Genomic DNA, 26,225 nt, shown 5'->3' with positions numbered 1-26,225 from the left:
CTCCGCTGATGTTCAGCCGCGAGCGGCGCGTGGGCGATAGGCAGTGGGGTAGTAGTCGCGAAACCATGCGATGAATCGTCCAAGTCCTTCGTCCAGCTCGATGCGTGGCTGGAATCCGGTGGCCTGGGCCAGATCGCTGGCGTCGGCACAGGTGTTGAGCACGTCGCCCGGTTGCAGCGGCAGCAGCTCGATAAGGGCTTTCTGGCCGAGGTGTTTTTCCATCAGCGCCAGATAGGTTTTCAGCTCGACCGGGTGCTGCCCGCCGATGTTGAACAACCGCCACGGCGCCATGCTGCTGGCCGGGTCGGGCTGCTCGCGATCCCACTGCGGGTTGACCTGCGGGGGTTGTTCGATAAGGCGGGCGATGCTTTCGACGATGTCGTCGACGTAAGTGAAATCGCGCTGATGCTCGCCGTAGTTGAACAGCTTCAGCGGCTCGCCTTCGCTGATCGCCCGGGCGAACTGGATCGGTGACATGTCTGGCCGGCCCCAAGGACCGTACACGGTAAAAAAGCGCAGGCCGGTGCAGGGAATGCCGAACAGGTGGCTGTAGCTATGCGCCATCAGCTCATTGGCTTTTTTGGTGGCGGCGTATAGCGACAGCGGGTGGTTGACGCCGTCCTTCACCGAGTAGGGCGTGTGCTGGTTGGCGCCGTACACCGAACTCGACGAGGCGTAGATCAAATGCTCGACCGGGTGATGCCGGCAGCTCTCCAGAATGTTCAGGAATCCGTTGAGGTTGCTGTCCAGGTACGCCCGTGGATTTTCCAGCGAATAACGCACCCCGGCTTGCGCCGCGAGGTGAATCACCACTTGCGGGCGTTCGCGGACAAACAGCGCTTCCATGGCCGAGGCATCGGCCAGGTCAACCGTTGCGAGCTGGAAATCGCCGACCTGCTCGCGCACCCATTGCACGCGGTCGTGCTTGAGTTGCGGGTCGTAGTAGCTGTTGAAGTTATCCAGGCCGACCACCGAGTGCCCGTCGCGCATCAGCCGCAACACGCAATGAGCACCAATGAAACCGGCCGCGCCGGTGACCAGAACCTTCATGGCCGTAGTCCTTCGGGCGCGATGTGGCGCAGGCCGATGCCGCTGTAATGCAGGCCGGCGGCGGCCACTTGTTCCGGGTTGTACAGGTTGCGGCCGTCGATGATCACCTTCGAACGCAGCTTTTCCGCGAGCAGTTCGAAATCGACCACACGGAAGTTTTTCCACTCGGTGCAAATCACCAGCGCATCGGCGTCTTCGAGGGTGTCGTCGCGGGTCGCGCACAGGTGCAGATCGTTGCGGTAGCCGTAGAGGCGGCGGCATTCGGACATGGCTTCCGGGTCATAGGCCTGCACGCTGGCACCTTCGGCCCACAGCGCGTCCATCAGATAACGGCTTGGCGCTTCGCGCATGTCATCGGTGTTCGGTTTAAACGCCAGGCCCCAGACCGCGATGGACTTGCCGGCCAGCCCTTGCGGGAACTGTGCTTTGAGTTTGCTGAACAGAATGTGCCGCTGCAGGTCGTTGACGTCGGTGACGCTGCGCAGCAATTTCAGCGGCATGCCGTTGTGTTCGGCGGTGTGCAGCAGGGCGCGCAGGTCCTTGGGAAAGCACGAGCCACCGAAGCCGCAGCCCGGATAGATGAAGTGGTAACCGATGCGCGGATCAGAGCCGATGCCTTTGCGCACCGCCTCGATGTCGGCACCGAGCAGCTCGGTGAGATTGGCCAATTCGTTCATGAAGCTGATGCGCGTGGCGAGCATCGCGTTGGCCGCGTACTTGGTCAGCTCGGCGCTGCGGTTGTCCATGAACATCAATTTTTCGTGGTTGCGGCAGAACGGCGCGTACAACTCACTCATCTGCTCGCGCGCCGCGTCGTCGCGGGCTCCGATGATGATCCGGTCCGGGCGCATGCAGTCGGCGAGGGCACTGCCTTCTTTGAGGAATTCCGGGTTGGAGACCACGCGCACGTTCAGCTCGGATTTACCGCGAAGCAGCAGTTCGCTGTTGGCAGCGGCCAGCACCTGATCCGCCGTGCCGACCGGCACCGTCGATTTGATGATCAGCGTGCGATCGGCCTCCATGTGCGAGGCGATCTGCCGGGCAACGTTGAGCACGTGGCTGAGGTCGGCGGAGCCATCCTCATCGGCAGGCGTGCCCACGGCGATGAAGATCAACTCGGCGTGCTCGACCGCATCGCTGGCCTGGGTACTGAACAATAAGCGCCCGGCTTTAATGTTTTCTTCCAGTGTGCTGGATAAGCCCGGTTCACTAATCGGAGGAACTGCTTGTTGCAGTTGCTTGATTTTATTCGGATCAATATCCACGCACAAAACGCGATGTCCAACATCGGCAAGTGCCGCTGCTTGTATCAGGCCAACATAGCCCGTACCAAATACGCTCACGTCCATATTGGCGTGCCTCGTAAGACGGTGGAAGAGTTCGAAATGAGACTGTCAAAAGGGGTATAGCGCAGGGTGGGAAAAGCGTGTCAGCAAAATGACATGTTGCACCTGTATAACAGCCCCAATTTTGGGGGCGATTGGCCATCAAGTGCTTGCTATTGCTGGATTTGTCCCGTGCTTGACGCTTTTTTCACATTTAAAAGAAAACGATAAACGGTCGAAGGCCGCGAAATTAAAGGCTTTCAGCAACTTGAGTGTGTCAGATTTGAGTCAACGTTTTTTTGACGCTTTATCGAAAAGTCAGCCATTTCTTGCGCTTTGATGGCCGGGTGCTAGTGTCAGATTTTGACCGACAAAACCTTGACCCTTTGCCGTCTCGCGCGACCGGAAAAGCCATGTTTCGATACCTCAAAGAACTGCTTTTAGTTATTTATCTGCTGCTTTATTGCGAATATTACATTGAGCGGTTAAATGCTATCGGCCTCGGTTTTTCTGTAGTTCTTTTTGGCGCGATGTTTTTGGCGCTTACTTTAGCGTTATATCTAACGGCCTATATACGACAGACCCTCGTTCGACATTTATTCGCATTGGTAATGTTTGCCTCTGCGGTGTTTTTTGATGTCTATACACGGGTCACTGCTGATTACCTGAACTACAGCAGTTTTGTCTCGCTGGTGTATTCCGGTGGCTTCATCCAGGAGGCCGCGTATCAGTATCGCGATGCGATCCTCCACGGCGTGCTCAACGGTTTGTTGCTGCTGTTCGGTATCGGTCTCAAGCCTCGCCATTCGCTGGTGATACCCAATGCGTTGCGCGTGGCGGCACCGGTGTGCGCCGTGTTGCTGCTGAGCGGGGTGCTGTTTTTACGTGCGGGTGAGGGCGCCCGCGGCTTGCCGATCATGTACACGCCGCTGGCCTACCTCAACCTGTTTGCCTATGAGGCGCTGCACAACACCGTCGGCCCGCGTGAACCGGTAACGCTGGCGCGCGTTTCGCAACCCGTCGGCCATGACATCGTGCTGATCATCGATGAAAGCATCTCCGGCAATTACCTCGACATCAACGCGCCGTTCGGTGTGCACAGCAATCTCAAACAGACGCACTCAGGCGTCGACATTTTCAATTACGGCTACGCCGCGTCCATTGCCAATTGCAGCGCCGACACCAACGTCACCCTACGCTACGGCGGCACCCGCGCTGATTACATGCGCATCAACAGCACGCTGCCGTCGATCTGGCAGTACGCGAAAAAGGCCGGGCTGCGCACGGTGTACATCGACGCTCAGCGCACCGGCGGCAATCTGCAGAACCTGATGACCAACACCGAAAGGAACGACATCGACGAGTTCGTGCAATTCGACCAGACCAGCGTGCGCGATCGCGACATGGCGGCCGCGGCGAAACTGATCGAGTTGCTCAACGACGACAAAGCGGAGTTGGTGGTGATCAACAAGATCGGCGCACATTTTCCGGTGCACGACAAATACCCCGATGCGTTCATGGCGTATCGCCCGACCTTGCCGCGCGGTCAGTTCACCGAGGTGGCGGATACCGGCGAGCGCACCGGTTTCAATGGCCAGCCCGATGATTGGGGGCTGTACCGCAATGCCTACAAGAACACCGTATTGTGGAACGTCGGCGAGTTCTTTGCGCGGGTGTTTGCCCAGGCCAATCTGAACAATGCGTTGCTGATTTATACGTCTGACCATGGTCAGGATCTGCATGAGCGCGGTAATCCGGGGTTGAACACGCACTGCGGTGGCGATCCGGTGGAGGAGGAGGGGTTGGTGCCGCTGGTGGTGATTCAGGGCCGCGATCTGAAAACGCTGGATTGGTCAGCGCAACTGGCCGTGAACAAGGATCGCTCCAGTCACTACAACATTTTCCCGACGCTGCTGCAGTTGATGGGCTATGACCTGGCGGGGATCGAGACGGTTTATGGCAAGCCACTGAGCGTGGCTACGGCGGATGAATTCACGTTTAACTACCGGTTTAATGCGCGGTTGGGGGCGAAGCCGGAGTGGAAGCATATTGATCTGGGCAGCATTGTCACGCCGACGCAGGCGCCGGCGAGTGTGGCGGCGGGGCAATGAGTTTTGGAGGGAATCCGCAGGCCTCATCGCGAGCAGGCTCACTCCTACAGGGGAATGGATTCCAAAGGTAGGAGTGAGCCTGCTCGCGATGGCGGTGTGAGGTTCATTAAATTTTTGCGTTTGCTTCCGATCCCGCCAAACTTTCGGACGCATGCCCTACCTGCAACAAACTCAACGTTCATTTCACCGCAAGATTCCGAGCGGTCATCGGCATCCGCTATCCTTGCCCCACACTGACCGATCAGGTGGCGGCATGCTTCGCGTTGAAAACGTTTTCAAAAGTTATCTCACTCCTCAAGGACCGTTGCCCGTGCTGCAAGGCGTCGACCTGACGCTGGACGCCGGCAGCAGCCTGGCGCTGATGGGCGAATCAGGCAGCGGCAAAAGCACGTTGCTGCATTTGGTGGCCGGTCTGGACAAGGTCGATCGCGGCAGCATCCGCAGCGGCGAGCATCGGCTGGAGGAGATGAACGAGGCGCAACTGGCGAACTGGCGGCGTACCGAAATCGGTCTGGTGTTCCAGCAGTTCAACCTGATCGGCAGTCTGCGCGTCGAGGACAATCTGGCGTTTCAGGCGCGTCTGGCCGGGCGCCATGAGCCGCGCTGGCAGGCGCATCTGGTGCAGCGCCTGGGTTTGGGTGATTTGCTCAGGCGTTATCCCGAACAACTTTCCGGCGGCCAGCAACAACGGGTCGCGTTGGGCCGGGCATTGGCGTCGCAACCAAAACTGCTTTTGGCTGATGAACCCACCGGCAGCCTTGATGAAGCGACCAGCGATGAAGTGCTGCGGCTGCTCCTCGAATTGCTCGATGACACGCCGACGACCTTGTTGATGGTCACCCACAGTCAGCGAGTCGCGGCGCAATTGGCGCAGCGCGTGGTGCTGTCCAAAGGTCGGCTGACGTGAAGGTTTTTCGCCAGACCCTGCGCGCGTTGCTCAGCCATTGGCGGCGCCATCCGGTGCAGTTTTTCAGTGTGCTGACCGGGTTGTGGCTGGCGACCAGTCTGCTGACCGGCGTCGAAGCGCTGAACAGTCAGGCTCGTGACAGCTACGCCCGCGCCAGTCGGATGATCGGTGGCGAACCGCAGGCCAGCCTGAGCACGCCAAGCGGGGCGACGTTTAGCCAGCAGTGGTTTGTCGATCTGCGGCGGCAGGGCTGGCCGGTGTCGCCGCTGTTACAGGGCCGCCTGACGCTTAAAGGTCACGAAAACCAGCGGCTGCAACTGATGGGCATCGAGCCGGTGTCGCTGCCAACGGATTCGGCGGTGGCCGGGCAAGCCATGCCGATCGAGCGCATCGTCGAGTTCTTCACGCCTCCGGGTAACACTTGGATTTCCCCGGAAACCCTACAAGCCCTGAACCTCGCCGAGGGTGCCACGCCGCAGACAGTCAACGGACGTTTACTGCCGCCGCTGCTTGCACAAAAGGACATGGCGCCGGGCGTGTTGCTGGTGGACATCGGCATGGCGCAAACCCTGCTCGAACAACCGGGGCAGCTGTCGCGGCTGTTGTTGCCCAAGGATTTCCACGCTGAGTTGCCGTCCTCATTCAAAGGTCAGTTGCAGCTGAAAAGCAGCGATGAGGAAAACAATCTGGCGCGCCTGACCGAGAGCTTCCATCTCAATCTTGATGCCCTGGGATTTCTCTCGTTTCTGGTTGGTCTGTTCATCGTCCATGCCGCCATCGGTCTCGCTCTGGAACAGCGTCGAGGCTTGCTGCGTACGTTGCGCGCCTGTGGTGTCAGTGCGCGGATGTTGATCGGTTGTCTGATCGTCGAGCTGGGTGTGCTGGCGCTGATCGGCGGACTTTTCGGCGTGGTCAGCGGCTACTGGCTGGCCAGCGTCTTGTTGCCAGACGTCGCCGCCAGCCTGCGCGGTTTGTACGGCGCGGAAGTGGCGGGGCAGTTGCGCCTGAGCCCTTGGTGGTGGTTCAGCGGCATCGGTTTGAGCCTGCTCGGCGCCATGCTCGCGGGCGGCAACAGCCTGCTGCGTGCGGCGCGTCTACCGTTGCTGGCCGTGGCCGACCCGCAAGCCTGGCATCAGCAATACGCGCGATGGTTGCGTCGTCAGGGTTGGCTGGCGGCCGTCCTGCTGGTGGTGGCCTTGGCGGCATTGATCTGGGGCGACAGCCTGGCCAGCGGTTTTGTGCTGATGGCCGGATTGCTGCTCGGCGCTGCATTGGCGCTGCCGGTGTTGCTCAGTGCGATCTTGAATCAGTTGCTGGGTCGCAGCCGTTCGGTGCTCGGCCAATGGTTTCTCGCCGATTGCCGCCAGCAATTGCCGGCATTGAGCCTGGCGCTGATGGCGTTGTTGTTGGCGCTCGCCGCCAATATCGGTGCGGGCAGCATGACCGCCGGTTTTCGCCAGACCTTCAACGACTGGCTCGAACAACGCTTGAGCGCCGAGCTCTACATCAACCCGAGCAATCCTGCGCAGGCTCGCGAAATGTACAGCTGGCTCCGACAGCAGCCGAACGTCACTGCGGTGCTGCCCAACTGGCAGGTCTCAGTGACGTTGCAAGGTTGGCCAGCGGACGTCTTCGGCGTGATCGATCACCCGCATTATCGCGAACACTGGCCGTTGCTCGATGCCAGCGGCGGCGATCCGTGGGGGCACCTGGCGACGGATGATGCGGTAATGCTCAGCGAACAACTCGCCCGACGCCTGAAATTGCACGCCGGTGAACACCTGGCGATTCCCACGCCGAATGGAACGTGGTCGCCGCGCATCGTCGGCATCTACGCCGATTACGGCAATCCCAAGGGACACCTGCTGGTCAACGTCAATCACCTGTTGCGCGGCTGGCCGCAGCTGACGCCGAACCGATTCAACCTGCGCATTGAACCGCAGAATATCGCGACGCTGCTGAGTACGTTGCAAGCGCGCTTCCAGCTCGATGACAGCCGTATCGTCGATCAGGCGCGGCTCAAGGGCTGGTCGGTTCAGGTGTTCGAACGCACCTTCGCAGCAACGGCCGCATTGAACAGTCTGACCCTGGCGGTCGCGGGCGTGGCGTTGTTTATCAGCCTGCTGACGCAAAGTCAGAGCCGCCTGGGGCAGCTCGCGCCCTTGTGGGCGTTGGGCGTCACGCGGCGGCAACTGATGCTGCTCAACCTCGGGCAAACCTGGCTGCTGGCGGTGTTGACGCTGGTGTTGGCGTTGCCTTTGGGGATTGCCCTGGCGTGGTGTCTGGACGCGGTGATCAATGTGCAGGCGTTTGGCTGGCGCCTGCCGTTGCGGGTGTTCCCTTGGCAATTGCTGCAATTGATGGGGTTGGCGTTGCTGGCGACGTTATTGGCTTCGGCCTGGCCGTTGTATTCGCTGTACCGCACGCAGCCGGCGGATTTGTTGAGGACGTTTGCCCATGAGGATTAACCGCGCGGTGCTGATGCTGGTGCTGCTGCTCGGCGGCTGCGATCAACCCGCGCCCGAACAGAAGGGCTTTGCCGGTATGGGCGATGAGGCGGCGGCGTTCACTGCGGTGGTGCCGGGGCGGGTGTTCAGCTTTCCGGCGGATCACGGCGCGCATGACGGCTTTCGCATCGAATGGTGGTACGTCACGGCCAATCTCAAGGATCAGCAGGGCCGCGAATTCGGTGTGCAGTGGACATTGTTTCGCAGCCCTTTGAAAGCGCTGCCCGAGCAAGCGGGGTGGGGCAATCAGACGATCTGGCTGGGGCATGCGGCGGTAACGTCCGCCGCTGTTCATCATGCCGCCGAGCGTTATGCGCGGGGCGGCGTCGGGCAGGCGGGCGTGCGGGTGGCGCCGTTCGAGGCGTGGATCGATGATTGGCGGTTTGCCAGTCAGGCCGCCGATCCTTTGAATGACCTGCAACTCAGCGCTCGCGATAAGAATTTCGCCTATCAACTGCACCTCACTTCCAGCCGTCCGCTGGTGTTGCAGGGGGACCAGGGTTTCAGCCGCAAATCCGCAGAAGGGCAGGCCTCGTATTACTACAGTCAGCCGTTTTTCCAGGCCAGCGGCACCTTGCAGATCGACGGCCAGACTTACAGCGTCATCGGCCCGGCGTGGCTCGATCGCGAATGGAGCAGCCAACCGCTGAGCGCCAATCAGACTGGCTGGGACTGGCTCTCCCTGCACCTGGACAACGGTGAAAAAGTCATGCTTTTCCGCACTCGACAGAAGGACGGCGCACCGTACCTGACCGGCACCTGGATCGCCGCCGACGGCCAGACGCAAACCCTGCGCAGCGAGCAGATCACGCTCGCCCCGCAAGACACCGCCGAAGTGGCCGGCCGCAAAATACCGATACGCTGGGCGATCCGCATCCCCGACAAACACCTCGACATCTCACTCGATGCCCTCAATCCGAATGCCTGGATGAACCTGCGCATCCCCTACTGGGAAGGCCCGGTGCGCATCAGCGGCAGCCATCCGGGCCGAGGCTATCTGGAAATGACCGGCTACTGATCGACCCCACATACAGACCCCAGGATATGCCTACTGATTGAACCTACAAACCCATGTAGGAGCTGCCGAAGGCTGCGATCTTTTGATCTTGTTTTTTGCAGGGCAACATCAAAAGATCGCAGCTTCGGCAACTCCTACAGGGTTCGGTTGAACTTGGTGGAGTGTGCGCTCCTCTACAGGGAAACCTATGGAGGATTGGCCATGAGCGACGACCTGCAAGCCCCGGATGTGAACACCTGGCAGCGTCTGTTCGAGGATGAGACTTACTGGCAGCAATCCCCCGACGCCCACTACTTCGACCTGCAACGCATCGCCGACGACCTGCTCGGCCAAGGCGCCATCGACCTGGAGCAGTGGCAGATCCTGCGTGCCAAAGCCGATGATTTGCACAAAGATTCCCCCGCCGTAAACGTCGCCCGCGAACTGGACGACCCCCAAGCCTGAGGACAGCCCCATGAAACCCATCACCCAAGGCGAACACCCCGACGAACCCCGGCCACCGGGCGAAACCGAACGCGACAACGACGCACTGCGCCCCACCGATCCAAAACAGCGCGAGCGCAGCGGCAAAGGCACCCCCAGCGGCGAATCGACTGCGCAGGACACCGCAAAGCAACAAACCAAAGCCAAGCCCTGAACAGCGTCTATGCTCAGTGGCACGCCCGCGCCGAACACACGTCGGCGCTTGGCGCTGCCATTCATCACAGGGAAAGTATCGCTTATGAAGCTCAACGCACTGGCCAAGGCCATCACCCTCGCAACTGTACTGTCCACCACCAGTTTTGCGGCACTGGCTGCCGATATTCCGTTGTCCGCCACGGTTGAGGCGGATAAGGTCACCACCAAAGTGATTTCCGTCGATGCGGCCAATCATCAGGTGGTACTGGAAGGCGCCGAAGGTAAGCCGGTTCACGTTCAGCTCAGCGACAAGGCAAAAAACCTAGGCAATCTGAAGGCCGGCGATAAGGTCGATATCGAAGTGCAGCGCTCGGTCGCCGCTTATCTCGATACTGATGTGGATAAAGGTCTGCCTGGCTCAGTCGAGCGTAGCGGTGAGTTGCGCAAGGCCCTGGGCAGCGATAATCCCGGCGGCGAAGCGTTCCGTCAGGTTCAGGTGCAACTGAAAATCACCAAAATTGATTTGAAGAAAAACCAGGTGACCCTGGAAAACCCATCGGGGCAATCGAAAACACTCGACGTCAAACGGCCAGAGATTCAGGCGAAACTCAAGGATTTGAAAGAAGGGCAGAGCGTCATCGTCACTTACACCGATATATTAAAAGTGACCAGCGAGCATGAGAGCTGAGTATTAACTCTACAGAATGATTATTCTTGTACAGCTTGTTGTATGAGAATAATCATACTATTTGAGTTCAACCAAGAGACTGGAAAGTTTGCCGGGAAATATCGGCGATACACAGTTTTTAACTTTTCAGTACATAAATTTCATGATTATGCCTGACGACATAAGCGCCAACTTCCATTAAAATCCCTTCCGTTCGCCCAGTGTCAGGGCTCTTTACCGGTGCATGGATTGCCAGGCCATTACACTGGGCGAACACCTCTTCGGAGGTGTATGTATACAATTTCAGATAAAAAAACGGCGACTTATAAAAGTCGCCGTTTTTTATTGCCACCGATCAGGCTGATGTGCGTATAGCCGGTTTACCCTGTTGCCCCTGAAAACGTTTGAGCGTGGCCTGATACATTTTGGTTCGCCGATGTTCTTTGCCGTAGGTGCCTGCCGCCGCCACGGTGCCGGACTGGATATGGTCGAGGTAACGGAATATCTTGCGTGGCGAAAGAAACTTGATGCCATAGCCGCGCGCCGCCATGCGGTCCTGTAGCGTGTAACCCGGCACGCGATCATCCATGCAGAAGTGCAGGCCTTGGGACTTCATCAATCGAGCATTCCACAAGGTGCAGAAACTCTTCAGATGAGTTTCCCTGTAGGGTTTTGGTTCTTTCGAGCGCAAGCCCAACTGTTGTTTTGCGCGACGAACATAGTGCTTGCAAAAACGCGAAGTTAAGCGCCAGGTATCTCTCAATGCGCCGCGATTGATTTGCTCGACACAACCGACCGCGGCGATATCCGCAGACTTTGTGCACTCATGCATCATCATTGCGAAGACTTCCTTGTCGTAGACAAAGGTGTCGGTGTGCAACAAAAACAGATAATCGCTTTCAACTTTCTCCAGCGCCAGATCCAGTGCCTTGCCATGGGCAATGTGTCCAGGCTCTTTGCCCGGTGAGCGCCGTTCGATCAGATTGATCCAGTCCAGCGAACGCAAGTAATCCAGACTTTCATCGGCTGAATCATTGTCCACAACCCACATTGGAATCCGCTGTTCCTGAACGTGCTCACGCAACAGCTCCAGACACATACGAGTGAGGTCCGGGGTCTTGTAATTGACCAACACAAGACTGAACTTCGACGGTAGTGGGGCGGGTAAATTGAACGCGCTCATGGGCAAAGACTCATCCACGGATAAAGGGGCGACAGTGCTTTCTTGAGCTCGGATGCTAACGGTGCAACCTTAGGCGAACCTTAATTTGCCGTTTTTGCAGCGCGGCGCCGTTGTATCGAGATGAGACCGAGTCAACGCCTCAGCTTTTTTCATGAATTACACGCTAGAATGCGCGCCCTTTTAACGCCTCAAGGATGATAACGGCGTCGCCGTTGGGTCACGGATGAAACCACTTTCCCTCTACCACCCGGCCTTGTACTGGCTACGCGTGTGGCAAAAAAGACTGTTCCGCCAGATCGCCTGGCGCTGCTCCAGCAAACGCTATGCTCGACCGGCCGCCACCCCCGAACGCCTGCCGTATCGCTACCTCAAGCACACCTCGAAACTGATCCGCAAACTCGGCGACTCCGACCTCGTCCTGCAACACAACAAGGTCATCAACCTTAAACTCGCCGTTGCTGCCATCGACGGCGTAACCATTGCCCCCGGCGAACACTTCTCCTTCTGCCGCCTGGTCGGCCGCCCGACACGTCAACGTGGCTATGTCGAAGGCATGGAGCTGTCGTTCGGCGAGGCGCGACGTGGCGTCGGCGGGGGCATCTGTCAGCTGAGCAACCTGATCCACTGGATGGCCATTCACTCGCCGCTGGTGGTGGTCGAGCGTTCCAACCACAGCTTCGACCCGTTCCCGGATGAGGGGCGCGTGCTGCCGTTCGGCTCCGGCGCGGCGATTTTCTATAACTACATCGATCTGGTGCTGCACAACCCGACCGACCGGCACTTCCAACTGAAGTTGAACGTGGGCGAGACGCAACTGGAAGGCGAATTATTGTGTGATCAAGTGCGCGATTATCGATATCACGTGTTTCAGCAGGCGCACCGGTTTGTGCGGGAGGCGGGCAGGGTGTTTCGCGAGAATGAAATCTGGCGAGAGATCAGGAACAAAGGCCAGGTCGGTGAGCTGGTGAAACGCGAACGGCTCTATCGCAACCGCGTAGTGGTCAAGTACGCGGTTGCCGACGAGTTGATCGAATAGAGGGTTTTTGCCTGATCAGTTTCTGAAGTAAAGCTCATCCAGTTGGCGTCGACGAATTGATACGTACTCGTTCCAGACGGCGGGGAAGTCCTGAACTTTGGTCAGCGGAAAGGTCAGGTAAATGAACTTGCCGACAACTTGTATGTATTGGCGCGCACGTTTGAAAGCAGGCTGTTCGTAGAGCGAAATACCCTCATCGTATGCGTCGTGGTGGTGATGAATACTCATGCGGTGGGGCGCGATCATTACCCGGGCAAAATCAATCACCCAGCTGCTATCCATGCCGGTGCTCAAATAACCATAAACCCCGTCACTTGAGAGCCGAATACACGACTGGGCCTGCGTGCCTTCATCGTCATTGACCACAATGATCTGGTCGGCGAAGTACTGAATACTCCTGTCGTCAGGCCCTTGCAGGTGCAAGCCCCAACCTTCTGCGCCCATGCGGAACTCACCGTTGTTTTCAAAGGTGGCGGTCCAGCCATTGGCCAATGTGATCACGTGCTTATTCATGGGGTCTTCCCTGGTTCATTTGATTCGACGTTAAAGCTTTTCCAGATCGACAGTGCAACCTCTGTCCTTCAGCCTTTGCAGTTCCTCAGCGAATGAGTACTTCGGCAGGTCCTGGTTTTCCTTGTCGTACACCTGCCGGAGCAGTCGGAAGAGCACGCCAACCGTTGTTTTACTTGTTTCATCAAGGGCCTCAATCACGTCGTAGCCTTGCGCCGATAGAAAAGTGATTTTGCTTTTGAGGACGTAATAAGCAGTGATGTTGCAAAGCAGTCCCTGCGCGTCAACATAGTTTTTCTTCAGGGTTACGACATATGTTTCGAAGAGCCGGGTCAGGGTATTTTGCGGGGTGTCCTGCGTTTTCAGTGCAGCACACAGGCCTTGCCAATTGCCGATATGCAGGTGATCCCCCCAGTCGCAGCCGCGCGCAAAATAGCGTCCGCTGCCTTTGAAAAAGTCCGGGATCTCATGCTGATCCAAAGCCGTTTGAAAACTGTCGGTCACGGGGGTATTTCCTGCGGTGGTTATCAGGTGGCGACGCCACGGTCCGAACCGGGCGCGAACATCAGGTGTTCATCTTCCAGCCTGTTCCGGCAGCGCTCGACAAATGCCAAGGCAGCCGCTGAGTCGATCAAAAACAAGGCGTAGGATTTCTCGCTGATTGCGTAGTATTCCTCATAATCGACCAGACGACTGCTCACGGGGATGGAAACGTAATGGCGACCCGTGCTGGTTTCGACGCCGAGGGTAAAGCGCTCAGTCCGGTTGACCAATGTTTCGTCGAACTTCAATTGTCACCTCGCTCGATTGCTTCAATACGTGGTTCGTAGCCTGACAGTCTGTTCGTCAGGCTATCGTCGTCTGAATACTTTTGCTTGAGCTGTTTCAGACGCTGGTCGGTTCCTTTGCAGGCGTGATTGATTGCGCTGATGACCTGGGCGAGGTTGTCGGGATCCGTCGGATCAGGCTCGGGGATGTCGCCGCGAAGCGTGTCACAGTTGGCTCGGTCGTTGATGAAAACGGCGACGTCGGCGGGGAGTTGTCTGTGGGCATTGGCTGCATTGGACATAACCGGAAAGGTCAGCGCGATGAGCAGGAAGAAGGGGGCGGCGTTCATGGTTTGACTCTTGATTGGCGCTTTTTTCGGGCGGTGCTGGCTGAGTGGCTGCGACTGCGTTCACGCTGTGCTACATCCAGTGTATAAATAAATTTGGCCTCATTTTCGACACCTGGCTCGCCCTGAAACAAGCTTGCAGCTATTTCAGGCTCAGCCAGTTTTCGAAGAGACATATCTATCCCGCCTATCCTCTATGGATATTGTCGTAGTCAGTTGCTTTAGGAGTAGCTTTAATGCCTTTCTTCTCTTGAGAGTGATAGTAGTCTTCGATGCTCAATGTGGAGTCAATTTTGGCCGTCAAAATGCACGCTTCAGTTTGCCAAGGATAATTCAGGTTTTTATTCATCATGGCTGGTCGTTCTGTGCGATCCCATACTTTGTATTTAGTATCGCGCCAACGGCGTGGTGGTCGGTTGGAAAGTTTGTCATGAGCCACAGTGGTTGGATCTAGATGGCGGAATTGTTCAAGGATCGGTAACTCCGGCAATGGCTGAGTTACGTCCATGTAGCGCTGTAAGGTATCCCAGAATGCCATGCATTCTTCACGACTCATTCCTAAGGATTGGACCTTGCCTCCAAGAAATATCTCAAAGGAACTGTAGCGGTGGTGCAACCAAACGGCCATGCTGCTGTTGCCATGTGGGGCTGGTCGCAATTCCATGGTCGCATCGAATTCATAAAATGGGGCAGTGAAGGCTGAGCGAAAGGGGCGAGCGACGGTGAGCATTCCCGTTTTTCTATTGAGTTCACTTACTCCTGCTCGGAGCAGCCGTAAGTAAAAGGAGATTACAAAGTCCCACCCAGCTAGCCCCATGAATACAGTTACCAACATCGCCATGATTAATTTTAGTGGTGAAGTATTTTCTGAAACTGTTTCAGGGGTGAGAATATATGAGGCTGTAGCAATAAATACTCCAACAGAAACCAGGATTATATATTTTTTATACTTTGGCTTATCTCTCCATATCATCCATGTGCTTATTGCCATAGATGATAGCGTGGTTGCTACTATTAATAGCATTAGAGACATTGTTGTATAAACACCTTTAGATGCATTGATATTATCGAATACATTTGAAAGCGCCTCGGTTACTGCGAATCCCCACAGGATCCATGGGATAAATATTATAGACCACCATTTGAGAAGCGGCAGAAGTGTTAAAAGTATATTGGAGGTTTCAAATCTCCATCGCTGATGGTTGATATAATGGTCAGGGTTGCTATCTTCCTTCGAAGTGTTTTGCAGCTCTAGTTGCAATTGGGCATCCACATCTTGCCAAGGGTCCAAGTTTGCATAGTTGCCCCAGTTCAGGGTCGTCCGAAAAATGCCAGATCGACTAGAATCTTCTTGCCATAAATGTCCGGGCTGAACTGGGATTTCACCGCTGTTGTATGAGGCTGGACCATAGTTGAGCGGAGCAGAATTTAAATAATTTGCGAATAACGGGGCACATGTATTCTCGGTAAATACTTGTTCAGGTTTATGTTCGTTGAGCAAGATAATATTTCCGCGCTGACTGTAAATGCTGGGTCATAGGGCTTGCATGGTATAGCCATTTCACAACAATGACTTCATTGTAATGCACAAACGTGCAATGGGTACTCGATCTTTCATGTAGGTTGTAATAAATCTGTTTCCTTTACTCTTCATTCGTTGTTGTTGTCTGCTCAAAACAACCTTATGGCGAGATTGTAGTCGTGAAGCCAAATGTAATATTTTTGGTTAGGTCTATTTTATTTGGTAGTGCTAAAGCCACCTTTAAGAAGTGGTGCTCATTGGTACATTTACCGTGGCTTTAATGAACGGGGTTTCAGGAAGTAGGTGTGGCTTGATGAAATTAGCTATGTTGCCTTTCTGGTGTTTTTTGCAAAAAATATTTAGGTTCCATTTCACGATTCGCCTGAGCCGCTCATCAAACTTTGTGAATTTTAGATCCACAACCTCTCGATTGGTTGCAATCGCCAGTTGGGTGAAGTCCTTCCATTCAAACTCTAGATGATGATATTGAGTATGCATGGCCTGATAATTTTTCGAATTGGCAAGCGAAATATACATTAGTGCCATGCTTCCCGGTCCAATTAGCGTACCTATCAAAAATTCGGGGTCAGTAATTGCCAAGCCCATAAAGATTATGGCCGTGATTCCAGTTAACCATTTCAAAATCGTTAGCGGCCATTTTGAAGGATTTTTCCACTCGCAGTACTCTATACCGGCATGTGTGAAGCGATAGGCGAAGTTCATTTTTTGATGAGTCATGCAGGAGATTGTGAACAGCATAAATGCGAAAAAAAACACGCAGGATAGAGTGCGCCAAGGTTGTTCCATTCCCTCATAGACAGAATACATAAATAGGGTTGCACACAGGATTATTACAGCCATAAATAAAAACATACAGTTTGCAACAAATGTGTTGTAGTTGCGTGCTCGGATTGTCCACCCAAGTAGCTCCGGTTTGTCGGCGTGCTTCCAATGAAGTTGTAGTGGTAGGGAGGGTGGTTTATTCAAATTTAGCATAATTCCGCCTGTAGGTGGATAGTGGGATCGACAGCTGTATAGACTGGGCGTGTTTCGAGATTGAACTCGTGTCTTCATTCTGATTTAACTCCCCCACTGAACTTTCCAGATTTGGTTTAATTCAAAAGTGGCCCACTCCAAAGCTATCCTGAACGTAGGCGCCTCCACCGTTTTGCTGAAATGTCCCAGGGGTAACTGGATAACGGAGCTTTTATACTGGTTGAGCAAGCGGATTTCAGGTTTAAATATGTTCTCTTCAGTTGTAGCTGAATCAGACTACGTGGCTTGTTCACGTTGTTTGTTTTGTTGTAAATTCCGGGCTCCATGCTTTGATAAAAAGTTTGGGTTTGCGCATTAGGGATTAAAATTATTGTTCCCATTTTTTTTGTGTATATATGGCAGTTTCGGGAAGTAGCGTCTTCAATGTTTTTAGGTACTGTTCGAGCAGTTGTTTGTCTGGGAAGCGAGCTTCAAATCCTACTGTTTGATCGTTGCAGTGAGTAATCACCATTAGTCTTTCGTGATCGATGGTGATGAAGTTGTATTCATTCCACGAAGTGCTATTTCTAGTGTGCGTTTCATTTTTCCAAAATAATAAAAATCTGGCAGAGCCTAAAGCCATCGCAACTGGGCCTATCAAAAATAAGAAAGAACCAGTATAGATTGCCGTTCCAATGAAGGATAAAGTCGCTAGCGCCGCGATGCTCTTAAACAAAGTGCCTGCGAAGTCAGGGTAGTGGAGATAGTAATCTGCTCGTCCGTTTTCAGAGTTTATCGTATATGTATATACGGTCTTTTGTCGTACGATCACCATTATAATATAAGTCGCAAATACAATCAGTGCTGCTCCAGTAGTTGCTGCCAACCTTATGCTATTATCAATTTTTACGAATGCTAACCAAGCTGCATATAAAAAAATCAGAGAGAACCCTACGATAATTTGAAGTTCGGCCTGCCTGATTTTTCTGGGCGACGCAGTGATTGCTTTGGTTGTCCAACACATAAGGGGCGTACTTTCATTTTGCATCATTAGCTGATTTTGCATGTAGATCTCTTTAATAGATTAGAGCTGTTACGTAATTGGGGGAAGTGAGTCTCCTTAATCGTTCCACTTATATGTGTTGGCGTGAAACAGTTACCGTGGATCCTACGGTGTAGTTCCCGACATCTAGAAATACGTCGTTCTTCTACCAAATGGTGTTCAGCACATCCGAGGGTTTGTGACCTGTAAGGAGGGGCAGCGGCGCCAAATAGTCATTGCGCGAAAACAGCCCGTTTTGCGTTGTGCCTGTCGGTGGTGTGCTCATGCGTGGCCCTGGATTATACAGCTACTCATCATCAAGCTAATGCTTGAGCCGTTTGTGCGGCTAATTCGGCTTCGCGCTTGGCGATGGCTTCTTCCAGTTCTGGGGAACGCTTTGCCCATTGCTCTGGCGGCAGTGGTTTTGACCTTTCGATAATGTCGGGGTAGAGCAGGTCTGGTGGGGAAGACAATTTCAAGTTCTGCAACTTTTCAGCGAAATAGGTTCCCAAAATCGTGATGCAGAATACCCCCCATATAACACCTATCAGATCGCCCTGACGCAGGTCGATCATGAGCGAGCCGATTTGCGTTTTTTCGTAGGGCGTGAAACCTACCCGGCTATTGGGTACGGCGTCCGGTCCTACTTCCATGTAGCTGCGTGTGCACTCCCACAACGCCATTGCTGTGGAACCGCCGCCGCAGTTGAAACCGAATGAAAAATGTTTGTTGTCCTCTTTGGCCTGCGGGTCTGGGTTTTCAAAACCAATGATCAACAAGCCCATGGTGGCTTTACCCGCCTGGCTCACCGAGGAATGTTGCGTCGCTGCCGCCGTGACGCTTTCCCAAGGCACCAGCCAATATTCGCCATTCTCTCGAGGCACACATACTTCACGACGTTGCCGATTGAAGCGCACGGGCAAGGGGACATCGCGGAGCAGGCCCTGAACAATAAAGAGTGCGGGTACTCCAATTATGATTGCCCCTACAATCAAGATCATTGCAGGCTTGGGGGTGATGTACGCCATCAGCGCTAATACCACCACCATCGGCCATAGCACCATCACCGCAGAACCGATGCTGTAGTTGCCGATGTCGAGAAAAACGTCGTTTTTACGCCAGATGGTGTTAAGCACATCAAAGGGTTTTTCACCGGTTGGGATGGGTAGCGGCGCTAAATAATCTTTACGTGAAAACAACCTTTTTTTTGTGGTGCCTGCCGGTGGCGTAATCATCTGCTTTCCTTGGCTTTATAAATCCCGCTACTCAACATCAAGCTAATGCTTGATCTCTCTGGGCGGCTAATTCGGCTTCACGCTTTGCGGTGGCTTCTTCCAGTTTAGGGGAGCACTTGGCCCATTGCTCGCGTGGCAGTGGTTTTGACCATTTGTGCTCTAATTTAAGACATCGATTTTCTCCGTTGTGCAAGTGGCGTCGAGGGGTAAATTGGATTTAATAATATCAGTCGCTTCTTCTCGTTGCGAGTCAAAAAAAACATAGAGGCTTCCTAGTGCTAGGTGCTTGGAGTTTTTTTGTGGTACGCCATACTCAAGTTCTACCATGTTTCTGTTTGTAGATATTATTAGTTTTTCTAGTTCTTTCCATTGTAAGAAATGGTGGTGATACTCGGTGTGCAAGTTTTGATAGTCTTTAGAGTTTACCATCGATAGATACATCAATCCCATGCCTCCAGGGCCTACCATCGCTCCTATCAAAAAAACTGGATCAATCGTTGCCAAAAAAATGAAAATAATCGCAGCCGCACCGGCGAACCACTTAACGAAAGTTAATGTCCATTTGGCGGGGGATTTCCATTCGCAATACTCAATTCCAGACTTGGTAAAACGATAAGCAAAACTTACCCGCTGGTGGGTCATGCACGAAATTGTAAATAATATGAAAAAAAAGAAAAATACACACGATAAGGTTCGCCATGGCTGGCTCATCCCTTCATAGACAGAATACATAATGAAAGAGCCGCCGAGCGTGATTGCAGCCATAAAAGCAAGCATGCAATCAGCCACGAATGTGTTGTAGTTTCGTGCGCGAATGGTCCACTCCAAAAACTTTGGTTCTGCAAAGTATTTCCATTGGACTTGCGGCGGTAAATCAGGTGCTTTGTTGAAATTGAATATTGTATGAATCATTTTGCTATTCCGTTAGGCACAGCTAATTTCAAAAATATGGTGCTTTTTTACTTAACACAATGTTAGGTGCTGTTAATGCTGGTGCCTCAGTCGGAATAATTCACATGCATTGCCATAAGATTTGGGCGGTTGAACGTGTCGATGTTATCTATGCGGGCACGCATTTGTTTGACTTTGATATTGAATGTGTCGTTTTCCATATCAATCCAGTAACGTGCGTTTCGACCATTTTTCAAATCGTGGGAGGCTGTAACGGGATCCAAGTGGCGATAGGGTTCGTGTGCGGGAATCTCTGGCAATGGTCGGCTGATGTCCATGAAGTTCTGTAGGAAATCCCATAAGGCGCAAGGTTGCTGAGTAGTATTGTCTGGGGCTATCAGGTCGTTAAAACTAATAGCGATATTGCTATACCGATGAGCTAGAGAAAGCCCGTTCATTGGTAGGCCTTGGCGATCTGGATTGGTAATGATATATGCATCAAACTCATAAAAAGGTGTTTTGATTTCTTTGGCTTTTCTTTGGTCTTTAAAATCTGTGTAATCGAATTTTGTTATGAACCCTGTACGCCGGTTTATTTCCCACAGAGGTCCAATAGGAGGTCTAAACCAAAATTTTGGAAAGTTTTGGATGATGATGTAGCCTACGATCCAACAAAGTAGTGGAATACCAATGAGCCATGAGTAAAAATTTATCAATAAATTACTTTTGAAATCCCATGGTGTTTTTTCTGAAGCAGGCATTATTGTCAGATGAGCAAGCAATGCTATAGGGGTCAGCATAATGGTTATCCACTTTCCCCAAGTCTTAAGAGACAACCAAAACTGTGAACGAAACGGCAGTTGGGCATGGCGGATCATCTCATGGTCATGCTTATAATGCAGTTCCATTCCTTCAAGTGGTCGTGATATATAAGTGCCATTCTCATTCATTTCTTTTTTTTCTTTTTCCCAGTCTTCCCAGTAACGCATGCTTTCAGGCGTAAGTTCTGTTAATACCCGCTCAGGCATCACGTCTTGTGTGTTTCCCCAAGGCAATCGCGTTCCTGAAAATTTATGAATGAAACTGCGTTTTGATGCTTCGGGTTGTACCAAATACTGATTTGAGGCATACGCTTTGCTCGAATAGTAAGAGTGAGATTCGCGAAGGTGAGACATTACGTAGCCTTAATCAGCTCATTGGTTCGTCCACTTTGTTTTTTACGTTGTAGGCAGCTCTCCATGTTTTGATGATAAGTCTGGTGTGGAATGTTAGTGATTAGCATAATTATGCCCTTTTTTTGTGTATATATGGCGGTTTCGGGAAGCAGCGTCTTCAATGTGTTTAGGTGTTTTTCAAAAAACTGGTTGTCTGGAGCGAGCTTCGAATCATACCGTTTGATTGGTGCAGTAAGTAATTACCATCAGTCTTTCTTGGTTGAAGGTGGCGAAGTTGTAGTTATTCCACGAACTGCTATTTGCAGTATGCGGAGCAGCGTGTTGATTGTAAGAAATACCCGCTGAAATTCTTGAGTTGGTGCTCGCTTAAATTTGTGTGCATACCATGCCTTGGCTTTGCGGAGTTGGATAAATGACTTGGCCGGACGGATACGCTTCAGATGAGCTTATAATTTTTTTTTGTGAATTTATGAAGCTTCTGAAACGCAGATATCGGTTCTAGATCCTCTGATGCAGCGTTTTCGCTATGTGGAAATGATGATAACGTTTTCAAGGAGAAGGATCTTTCACCATCGTCCAAGACCGTTCCCCATCTAAACACCGTTTAATCAATGTATTTTACTGCTTTTGCCATAAGGTTCGGGCGATCAAAGGTATCTATGGCGTCGATTTTTTCTAGCATTTCCTTAACCTTTGCTTTAAATGTATCGTTGTCCATGTCGATCCAATAGCGCGTTGGTCGTCCGTTTTTTTCATCATATTCAGAAGTGGTTGGATCCAGATTTCGGTAGGGCTCATACAGCGGGATTTCAGGTAGTGGGCGTTGGGTGTCCATAAAGTTTTGCAAGAAATCCCAGAGTGCACAGGGTCTTTGTGTCGTATTGTCAGGGGTTATCAGGGCGCTTAGATTAATGGTGGCATCACTATAGCGATGAGCAAGTTGTAATCCATTCGTGGGCAGTCCTTGGCGATCGGGTGAAGTTACGATATAGGCATCGAATTCGTGAAATGGTGCAACCATGTCAGCGGTTTCACTTTTTATATTCGTACGCGCACTATTGAAAATAGTCACCTGTCCTGTAACACGATTCAACTCCCATAGCGGCCCTTTTGGAGGTCGAAACCAGACTTTCGGAAAGTAATTTACAATAACGCTACTAATTAACCAGGCTGGGAGTAGTATTTTTATAACGAGTAGGGTGATGGAGTTTTTTATAATTTCCCCTATATCGAATGCAGATGAATCCATTTCGAATAGCCAGTCAATCAGAAAACAAAGTGGGAGGAGAATGATCAATCCCCACTTGCAGAAAGTTCTAAGGAAGAGCCAGAGCTGAGATCGAAAGGGAAATTGAGCGAATCGGAAATGTTCATGATCATACTTACAGTGCAGTTCCACGTCTTCGAATGGGCGTGGCACGTATTTCCCATTTGTTTTCATCTCTGCCTTTTCTTTTTCCCATTGCTCCCAAAAGCGCATATTCTCAGGTTTTGGATCTTCCATTATGTTTTTTGGAACCACATCTTGTGTGTGACCCCAAGGCAAGCGCGTGCCGGTAAGTTTGTGAAGGGGGCTTCGCTTCGTTGAATCTGCTTGCACGGGTAGACGGTCAGCCCGATAAGCGTCTTTAGAGTAGTAAAGCTGCAATTCAGCGTCTTTTGACATGCTCAGGCCTTGTTCGTCTGTTCGTCGGCCCAGAACGGGCGGTTGGTTTTGTTAAAGTCTGCCTTAGCATACGCTGCGTTAAAACGAGTAGGGTCTTTTACACCGGGTGCTGGAAAGTAACGTGTTTCAGACTTGCTTTTTAAAACGAACTGCGCACGTACAACCCATTCGAATCCTGTTGATTTTTTGGGTGTGATGATCATTTTTGGAGTATCAACGTACAGCTCCAGCGCATCCATGTATATACGCTGTGCTTTATAAATAGGATGGCTGCCAGAAACGCTTTTCTGAGTTGATAATGGCGAACCACGAAAATTAGTAGTCACCACTTCACGCATTCGACACTCGGCCTGAATTCCAATACTGCCTATGCTTCCAATAAGCCCGGGCAGTCTGCTTTCGATACGAATCAGTGTGTTGTCGCTCCGGACTTCAAAAGGGTTTTCCGAATGTATGTCCAGTTTTGCGTTGGGATCAAAAAGCGTGTTTTGTTTCACCGAAATTCCGATGCCGGAAAGCAACCCGATCAATCTATAAAAAGCTTCCTGCGAATCTTTAAGATGCTTAGCGTTGTCCTCACCCTCCGATGCAAAAGGGCCGTTCAGGAGCCAATCCTCCAGTGGAGTGCTACTGAGCCAAAGTACTAAACCTGCTCCAGTGCCGATGAGCAAGAGTGCCAGCTAACCCAAAGGGGTCAGCCCGAGCACCGGACCAGCACTCGCCGCACCCGTTGCCATTCCGGCAACTACACCAGATGCAGCACCGCCAGCCATCAGCAAGTATCCATACATCGCGTTGTCATTCCATTGCCAAGCATACCAGGCATCGTAAAGGCTTATGCCAGCAAAAATGATTCCTGAGAATGATTGAGTGATCAATCGAGCCGTGATTTTTTGTGTTAGTCGTTCAGTCAGGGCTTTACCGATCCACCTTTTTACATTGCTGTCCGCCAAGTCGTAAATCTGTTTTCGAGCTAAAGCGAGCGCGGATTGGGTCCCCAACAGTTTTACAGTCAATGACTCCATCGCAATTATCAGGTCTATTCCAGCAGCCAAAACCCCCAATCGGACTCGGTTTTTATTTTTCTCTCTGCTTGCGGCTTCCCTTACTTGCAACTCTGCATTCACATTCCACATTTCAAGCATCGGTACTGCTATTGAGAACGGGCGTGAATTTAAAATTCGGAATGTGGGGGCGCTATTGCGAGTTCTGTGTTGATCCACTGCTTCAGTGAGAGCGGATCCGGTCTGTACGACTCGTGCATTCGCTGCATCGGATGTCGCATTGGAAAGTTGGGCAGCCGTAAGTTGCTGGTTCATGTTTCTGACTAACTGCGCAGTACTATGATTGCGCGGGATTGCCAGCACCAAATGTTCGGAGCTTACGACGCCGGCTTCAGGCAGACGCGTTCGATCTGTGCTGCCTAAAAGTTTCCCTCTATTATCCAGAAACTCTCCGTAGTACGTGACGGGTACAGATTCGCGGGTGGGAAGATCTTCCAGACCAAAGAGATAATAGTTTTGTGTGACGGCTCCTCGACGCATGAAATAGGCGGGGCCGAATGTGTTCGGCATCATGCTGCGAAGCTGCTCCACTCCTCGTGCGTGTAGTTTCACATTGACGGGGCGCGCGCGTTCCGCGAGTCGATCACGTGTCCTTCGCATCCGATCATTTGCCCGGTTTCGGGCATCATTACTTGCATCGGCATCGGCATCGGCATCGGCTGACGCCTGATTGAATGCCTCCCGCGGCGGCAGGGTGGCGGCGAGCGCACTTTCAACCGCCGATTGAAGCGTGTCGCAGATGCCGAGAGAGCGCTGCTGATATTCTCTGAAGAGATGAGGTCGTCATTTTTATGAAGGTTCGGATTCTGTGGGGTTTCCTGTTTTTTAAACAACGATTCACTCCTGAATTACTAAAGCTAGCGCACCTTCACGATTTTCTTATTGTACTTGCGTGGCGCAGGGGCGGGCGGTTGGGCACGTCCCACGGCGTGGCCTTGAAGCGGTTGCGGTAGCCTTGGTGGAAATCGTCTTTGAGTGCGGTGGTGTCGCTGGTCACCGACTCTTCAAGCACTTGCGGCTGTTTGCCTTCGTGGTGGACTTCGGTGAGCAGATTTTCAGTTCTTTTTAATAGTATGTTAGTTTATAAGATTAAGTGTTTGTAATTATTTGTCCTCTAACTGTTTTCTGGAATGTGAAACTGAAATTCTAGGATTAGAATCTTTAATTACCATATCCAGTCGCGCTCTGTGAAGACTGCATTTTGTGGGAGTATTTTACGAAGTGTTTCTATATAGTTTTCGAATAATTCTTTTGTTGGTCTAACTTCAAAGCCGACCATTAATTCTGATTCTTGGGCTACGATGAGATTTCTTTTTCTATCAATGGTGACAAATTTATAATCGCCCCAGTTGGATGATTTTTCAATATGGGGCGTGTTGTCCCAGCTTAGAAAAAATTTGGCTGCTATTATTGCCATGCCAGCAGGGCCGGCGAGTATGATAAATAATGCCGGGTCATATGCGATGATGCCGATAATGGATGCTAGGAATAATGCTGAAATAACTTTGAATATTGTGGCGGCAGCTTTCGGAAAGTTAAGTCTTGATTCTTCTATCCCTGATACATCGCTAATTGTATAAGTATAGATTTTTTTTTGCCGGACAACGAGTGTCCACAAATAAACGCACATCAGGGTCCATACGATTCCAGCGTGAAGGCTTAGGAATACAGATCGCTCTGGTTCGGGCAAAAGAATAACGTAGGTTTCGTAAAATCCATTCGTGATCGCCGTTAGCCCTATTAGAGTTAAGATTGCCATACCTATGTCCATATGCACTGTGTCTCGAGGTAGCGCCTTTATTGTCCACGTCATTAGTAGTTTTGCATGCGTCGACCTTTCTTCGTTCGAAAATTCTTTGGCTTTATCCGTATTTTCATTTTTCATAGCAGGAAATTTTCATTAATTAAGAATGGGAGTACGGTTGCATTGTCGCGTCCTCCGAGTTTCTGCACGGCTAAGTTGCTCTTGTCTAAAGGGTTTAAGCGTGCGTCTTTCTGGTCGTCTACTCCATCATCTGTAAGCTCCAATTAGTAGCGGTAGCCTCTATCGCCTTCACCAGAAGCAAGAGTTTCAGTAGGGTACCAGATCTGGAATTCAATATTTTGAGCGTCAACAGTGAGAGGAACTCAAGTTTGCCTTGAGTTTCGGGAACACCGTGTGGTCATCGCCGAAGATCAGTTTGTGCGGCGCAGCGCGGCGCTGTGCTGGAAGTGGTAGTGAATGCTTTCTTCTTCGCACAGGCGCTGGATGAAGTGCAGGTCCGATTCGTCGTACTGCACGCAGTAAATGCGCTCGGGGTAGACCGCGCCGGTCTGAAAGGCGTAGGCATTGCCCTGGATGCCGTGCTCTTCCAGCACCTGGCTGATGATTTTCGGCACGCTGAGGTTCTGGAAGATGCGCTGGTTGATGCGGTGCGCGAGGTACGCCAGTTGCGGGCGCAGGGTCAGCGAATAGCGCGTCAGGCGTTTGCCCGAGTCGCCCTGCGCGGCGCGGTAGATCTGGCCGTGGATGCCGCTGCCGTCGGGCGACAATTGCAGGAAGGCCGGTTTGTGCAGGAGGGTTTCGAGAACCACGATGTTTGCTCATTGGCCAACTCAGGTTTAAAACG

25 protein-coding genes and 2 pseudogenes are annotated in these 26,225 nt (G+C 52.3%); 8 read left to right on the top strand and 19 right to left on the bottom strand.

Annotated features, from left to right (window positions below):
* Positions 1 to 12: 12 nt before the first annotated feature.
* Both ACZZ0B_RS15250 and ACZZ0B_RS15245 read right to left on the bottom strand, forming a co-directional pair.
* Positions 13 to 1,050 carry an NAD-dependent epimerase gene (locus ACZZ0B_RS15250; protein ID WP_463545655.1) on the bottom strand — a complete coding sequence of 346 codons (1,038 nt, stop codon included), beginning with the start codon at positions 1,048 to 1,050 and terminating at the stop codon, positions 13 to 15.
* Positions 1,047 to 2,399 (bottom strand): UDP-glucose dehydrogenase family protein, encoded by a 1,353-nt coding sequence (locus tag ACZZ0B_RS15245; protein WP_008084483.1) that lies wholly within the window; start codon positions 2,397 to 2,399, stop codon positions 1,047 to 1,049. The genes ACZZ0B_RS15250 and ACZZ0B_RS15245 overlap by 4 nt, the downstream gene beginning before the upstream one ends.
* Positions 2,400 to 2,788: 389 nt before the next feature.
* On the opposite strand from ACZZ0B_RS15245, the gene ACZZ0B_RS15240 reads away from it, so the two are divergent.
* The 7 genes from ACZZ0B_RS15240 (at position 2,789) to ACZZ0B_RS15210 (ending at position 10,224) form a co-directional block, all read left to right on the top strand.
* Positions 2,789 to 4,486 (top strand): sulfatase-like hydrolase/transferase, encoded by a 1,698-nt coding sequence (locus tag ACZZ0B_RS15240; RefSeq protein WP_463545654.1) that lies wholly within the window; start codon positions 2,789 to 2,791, stop codon positions 4,484 to 4,486.
* A gap of 253 nt (positions 4,487 to 4,739) precedes the next feature.
* Positions 4,740 to 5,393: an ABC transporter ATP-binding protein gene (locus tag ACZZ0B_RS15235; protein ID WP_045123215.1), complete on the top strand. Its 654-nt coding sequence runs from the start codon at positions 4,740 to 4,742 to the stop codon at positions 5,391 to 5,393.
* A complete protein-coding gene (locus ACZZ0B_RS15230) occupies positions 5,390 to 7,861 on the top strand; it encodes an ABC transporter permease (protein ID WP_463545653.1) in 2,472 nt (823 codons plus the stop codon). Before ACZZ0B_RS15235 ends, ACZZ0B_RS15230 begins: the two co-directional genes overlap by 4 nt.
* Positions 7,851 to 8,918 (top strand): lipocalin-like domain-containing protein, encoded by a 1,068-nt coding sequence (locus ACZZ0B_RS15225; protein WP_463545652.1) that lies wholly within the window; start codon positions 7,851 to 7,853, stop codon positions 8,916 to 8,918. Before ACZZ0B_RS15230 ends, ACZZ0B_RS15225 begins: the two co-directional genes overlap by 11 nt.
* 201 nt (positions 8,919 to 9,119) lie before the next feature.
* Positions 9,120 to 9,362: a hypothetical protein gene (locus tag ACZZ0B_RS15220; RefSeq protein ID WP_008084199.1), complete on the top strand. Its 243-nt coding sequence runs from the start codon at positions 9,120 to 9,122 to the stop codon at positions 9,360 to 9,362.
* Positions 9,363 to 9,372: 10 nt separating this feature from the next.
* Positions 9,373 to 9,555 carry a hypothetical protein gene (locus tag ACZZ0B_RS15215; RefSeq protein ID WP_440096590.1) on the top strand — a complete coding sequence of 61 codons (183 nt, stop codon included), beginning with the start codon at positions 9,373 to 9,375 and terminating at the stop codon, positions 9,553 to 9,555.
* A gap of 84 nt (positions 9,556 to 9,639) precedes the next feature.
* Positions 9,640 to 10,224 (top strand): hypothetical protein, encoded by a 585-nt coding sequence (locus ACZZ0B_RS15210; protein WP_463545651.1) that lies wholly within the window; start codon positions 9,640 to 9,642, stop codon positions 10,222 to 10,224.
* 334 nt (positions 10,225 to 10,558) lie between these two features.
* Here ACZZ0B_RS15210 and ACZZ0B_RS15205 read toward each other — a convergent pair whose 3' ends face one another.
* Positions 10,559 to 11,386: a glycosyltransferase family 2 protein gene (locus tag ACZZ0B_RS15205; protein ID WP_463545650.1), complete on the bottom strand. Its 828-nt coding sequence runs from the start codon at positions 11,384 to 11,386 to the stop codon at positions 10,559 to 10,561.
* A 223-nt stretch (positions 11,387 to 11,609) separates the two neighbouring features.
* Here ACZZ0B_RS15205 and ACZZ0B_RS15200 point away from each other — a divergent pair, with 223 nt between their 5' ends.
* Positions 11,610 to 12,422: a VanW family protein gene (locus ACZZ0B_RS15200; RefSeq protein WP_463545649.1), complete on the top strand. Its 813-nt coding sequence runs from the start codon at positions 11,610 to 11,612 to the stop codon at positions 12,420 to 12,422.
* A gap of 15 nt (positions 12,423 to 12,437) precedes the next feature.
* Here the strand turns inward: ACZZ0B_RS15200 and ACZZ0B_RS15195 are convergent, their stop codons facing one another.
* From ACZZ0B_RS15195 to ACZZ0B_RS15120, 16 genes and pseudogenes are all read right to left on the bottom strand, one after another.
* Positions 12,438 to 12,935 carry a hypothetical protein gene (locus ACZZ0B_RS15195; protein WP_440096594.1) on the bottom strand — a complete coding sequence of 166 codons (498 nt, stop codon included), beginning with the start codon at positions 12,933 to 12,935 and terminating at the stop codon, positions 12,438 to 12,440.
* Between the two features lie 30 nt (positions 12,936 to 12,965).
* Positions 12,966 to 13,436, bottom strand: a complete 471-nt coding sequence (locus tag ACZZ0B_RS15190; protein WP_463545648.1) for a hypothetical protein — start codon at positions 13,434 to 13,436, stop codon at positions 12,966 to 12,968.
* 23 nt (positions 13,437 to 13,459) lie between these two features.
* Positions 13,460 to 13,723 (bottom strand): hypothetical protein, encoded by a 264-nt coding sequence (locus tag ACZZ0B_RS15185; protein WP_463545647.1) that lies wholly within the window; start codon positions 13,721 to 13,723, stop codon positions 13,460 to 13,462.
* A complete protein-coding gene (locus ACZZ0B_RS15180) occupies positions 13,720 to 14,049 on the bottom strand; it encodes a hypothetical protein (RefSeq protein ID WP_463545646.1) in 330 nt (109 codons plus the stop codon). Before ACZZ0B_RS15180 ends, ACZZ0B_RS15185 begins: the two co-directional genes overlap by 4 nt.
* A 184-nt stretch (positions 14,050 to 14,233) precedes the next feature.
* Complete coding sequence (locus ACZZ0B_RS15175) at positions 14,234 to 15,547, bottom strand: hypothetical protein (RefSeq protein WP_463545645.1); 1,314 nt, start codon at positions 15,545 to 15,547, stop codon at positions 14,234 to 14,236.
* A 261-nt stretch (positions 15,548 to 15,808) separates the two neighbouring features.
* Positions 15,809 to 16,564 carry a hypothetical protein gene (locus ACZZ0B_RS15170; protein WP_463545644.1) on the bottom strand — a complete coding sequence of 252 codons (756 nt, stop codon included), beginning with the start codon at positions 16,562 to 16,564 and terminating at the stop codon, positions 15,809 to 15,811.
* A gap of 367 nt (positions 16,565 to 16,931) precedes the next feature.
* The gene (locus ACZZ0B_RS15165) at positions 16,932 to 17,609 is read right to left on the bottom strand and encodes a permease (protein WP_463545643.1); all 678 of its coding nucleotides are present in this window, start codon (positions 17,607 to 17,609) and stop codon (positions 16,932 to 16,934) included.
* A 293-nt stretch (positions 17,610 to 17,902) separates the two neighbouring features.
* Positions 17,903 to 18,820, bottom strand: a complete 918-nt coding sequence (locus ACZZ0B_RS15160) for a hypothetical protein (protein WP_463545642.1) — start codon at positions 18,818 to 18,820, stop codon at positions 17,903 to 17,905.
* Positions 18,821 to 18,979: 159 nt separating this feature from the next.
* Positions 18,980 to 19,732 (bottom strand): hypothetical protein, encoded by a 753-nt coding sequence (locus ACZZ0B_RS15155; protein ID WP_463545641.1) that lies wholly within the window; start codon positions 19,730 to 19,732, stop codon positions 18,980 to 18,982.
* Between the two features lie 86 nt (positions 19,733 to 19,818).
* Positions 19,819 to 20,886, bottom strand: coding sequence for a hypothetical protein (locus ACZZ0B_RS15150; protein ID WP_463545640.1), 1,068 nt, complete (start codon positions 20,884 to 20,886; stop codon positions 19,819 to 19,821).
* A gap of 604 nt (positions 20,887 to 21,490) precedes the next feature.
* Positions 21,491 to 22,552, bottom strand: a complete 1,062-nt coding sequence (locus ACZZ0B_RS15145) for a hypothetical protein (protein WP_463545639.1) — start codon at positions 22,550 to 22,552, stop codon at positions 21,491 to 21,493.
* A 2-nt stretch (positions 22,553 to 22,554) separates the two neighbouring features.
* Positions 22,555 to 23,223, bottom strand: a complete 669-nt coding sequence (locus tag ACZZ0B_RS15140; protein ID WP_463545638.1) for a hypothetical protein — start codon at positions 23,221 to 23,223, stop codon at positions 22,555 to 22,557.
* A 9-nt stretch (positions 23,224 to 23,232) separates the two neighbouring features.
* On the bottom strand, positions 23,233 to 24,129 hold the full coding sequence (locus tag ACZZ0B_RS15135) for a hypothetical protein (protein WP_463545637.1): 897 nt from the start codon (positions 24,127 to 24,129) through the stop codon (positions 23,233 to 23,235).
* Positions 24,130 to 24,508: 379 nt separating this feature from the next.
* A pseudogene (locus tag ACZZ0B_RS15130) lies at positions 24,509 to 24,667 on the bottom strand (hypothetical protein); the annotation flags it as partial.
* Positions 24,668 to 24,781: 114 nt separating this feature from the next.
* A complete protein-coding gene (locus ACZZ0B_RS15125; protein ID WP_463545636.1) occupies positions 24,782 to 25,375 on the bottom strand; it encodes a permease in 594 nt (197 codons plus the stop codon).
* A gap of 381 nt (positions 25,376 to 25,756) precedes the next feature.
* A pseudogene (locus ACZZ0B_RS15120) lies at positions 25,757 to 26,184 on the bottom strand (contractile injection system protein, VgrG/Pvc8 family); the annotation flags it as partial.
* Positions 26,185 to 26,225: the final 41 nt, after the last annotated feature.

It is taken from the genome of Pseudomonas sp. AC247 (assembly GCF_979258015.1).
This window is presented reverse-complemented; position numbering and strand designations above follow the sequence as displayed.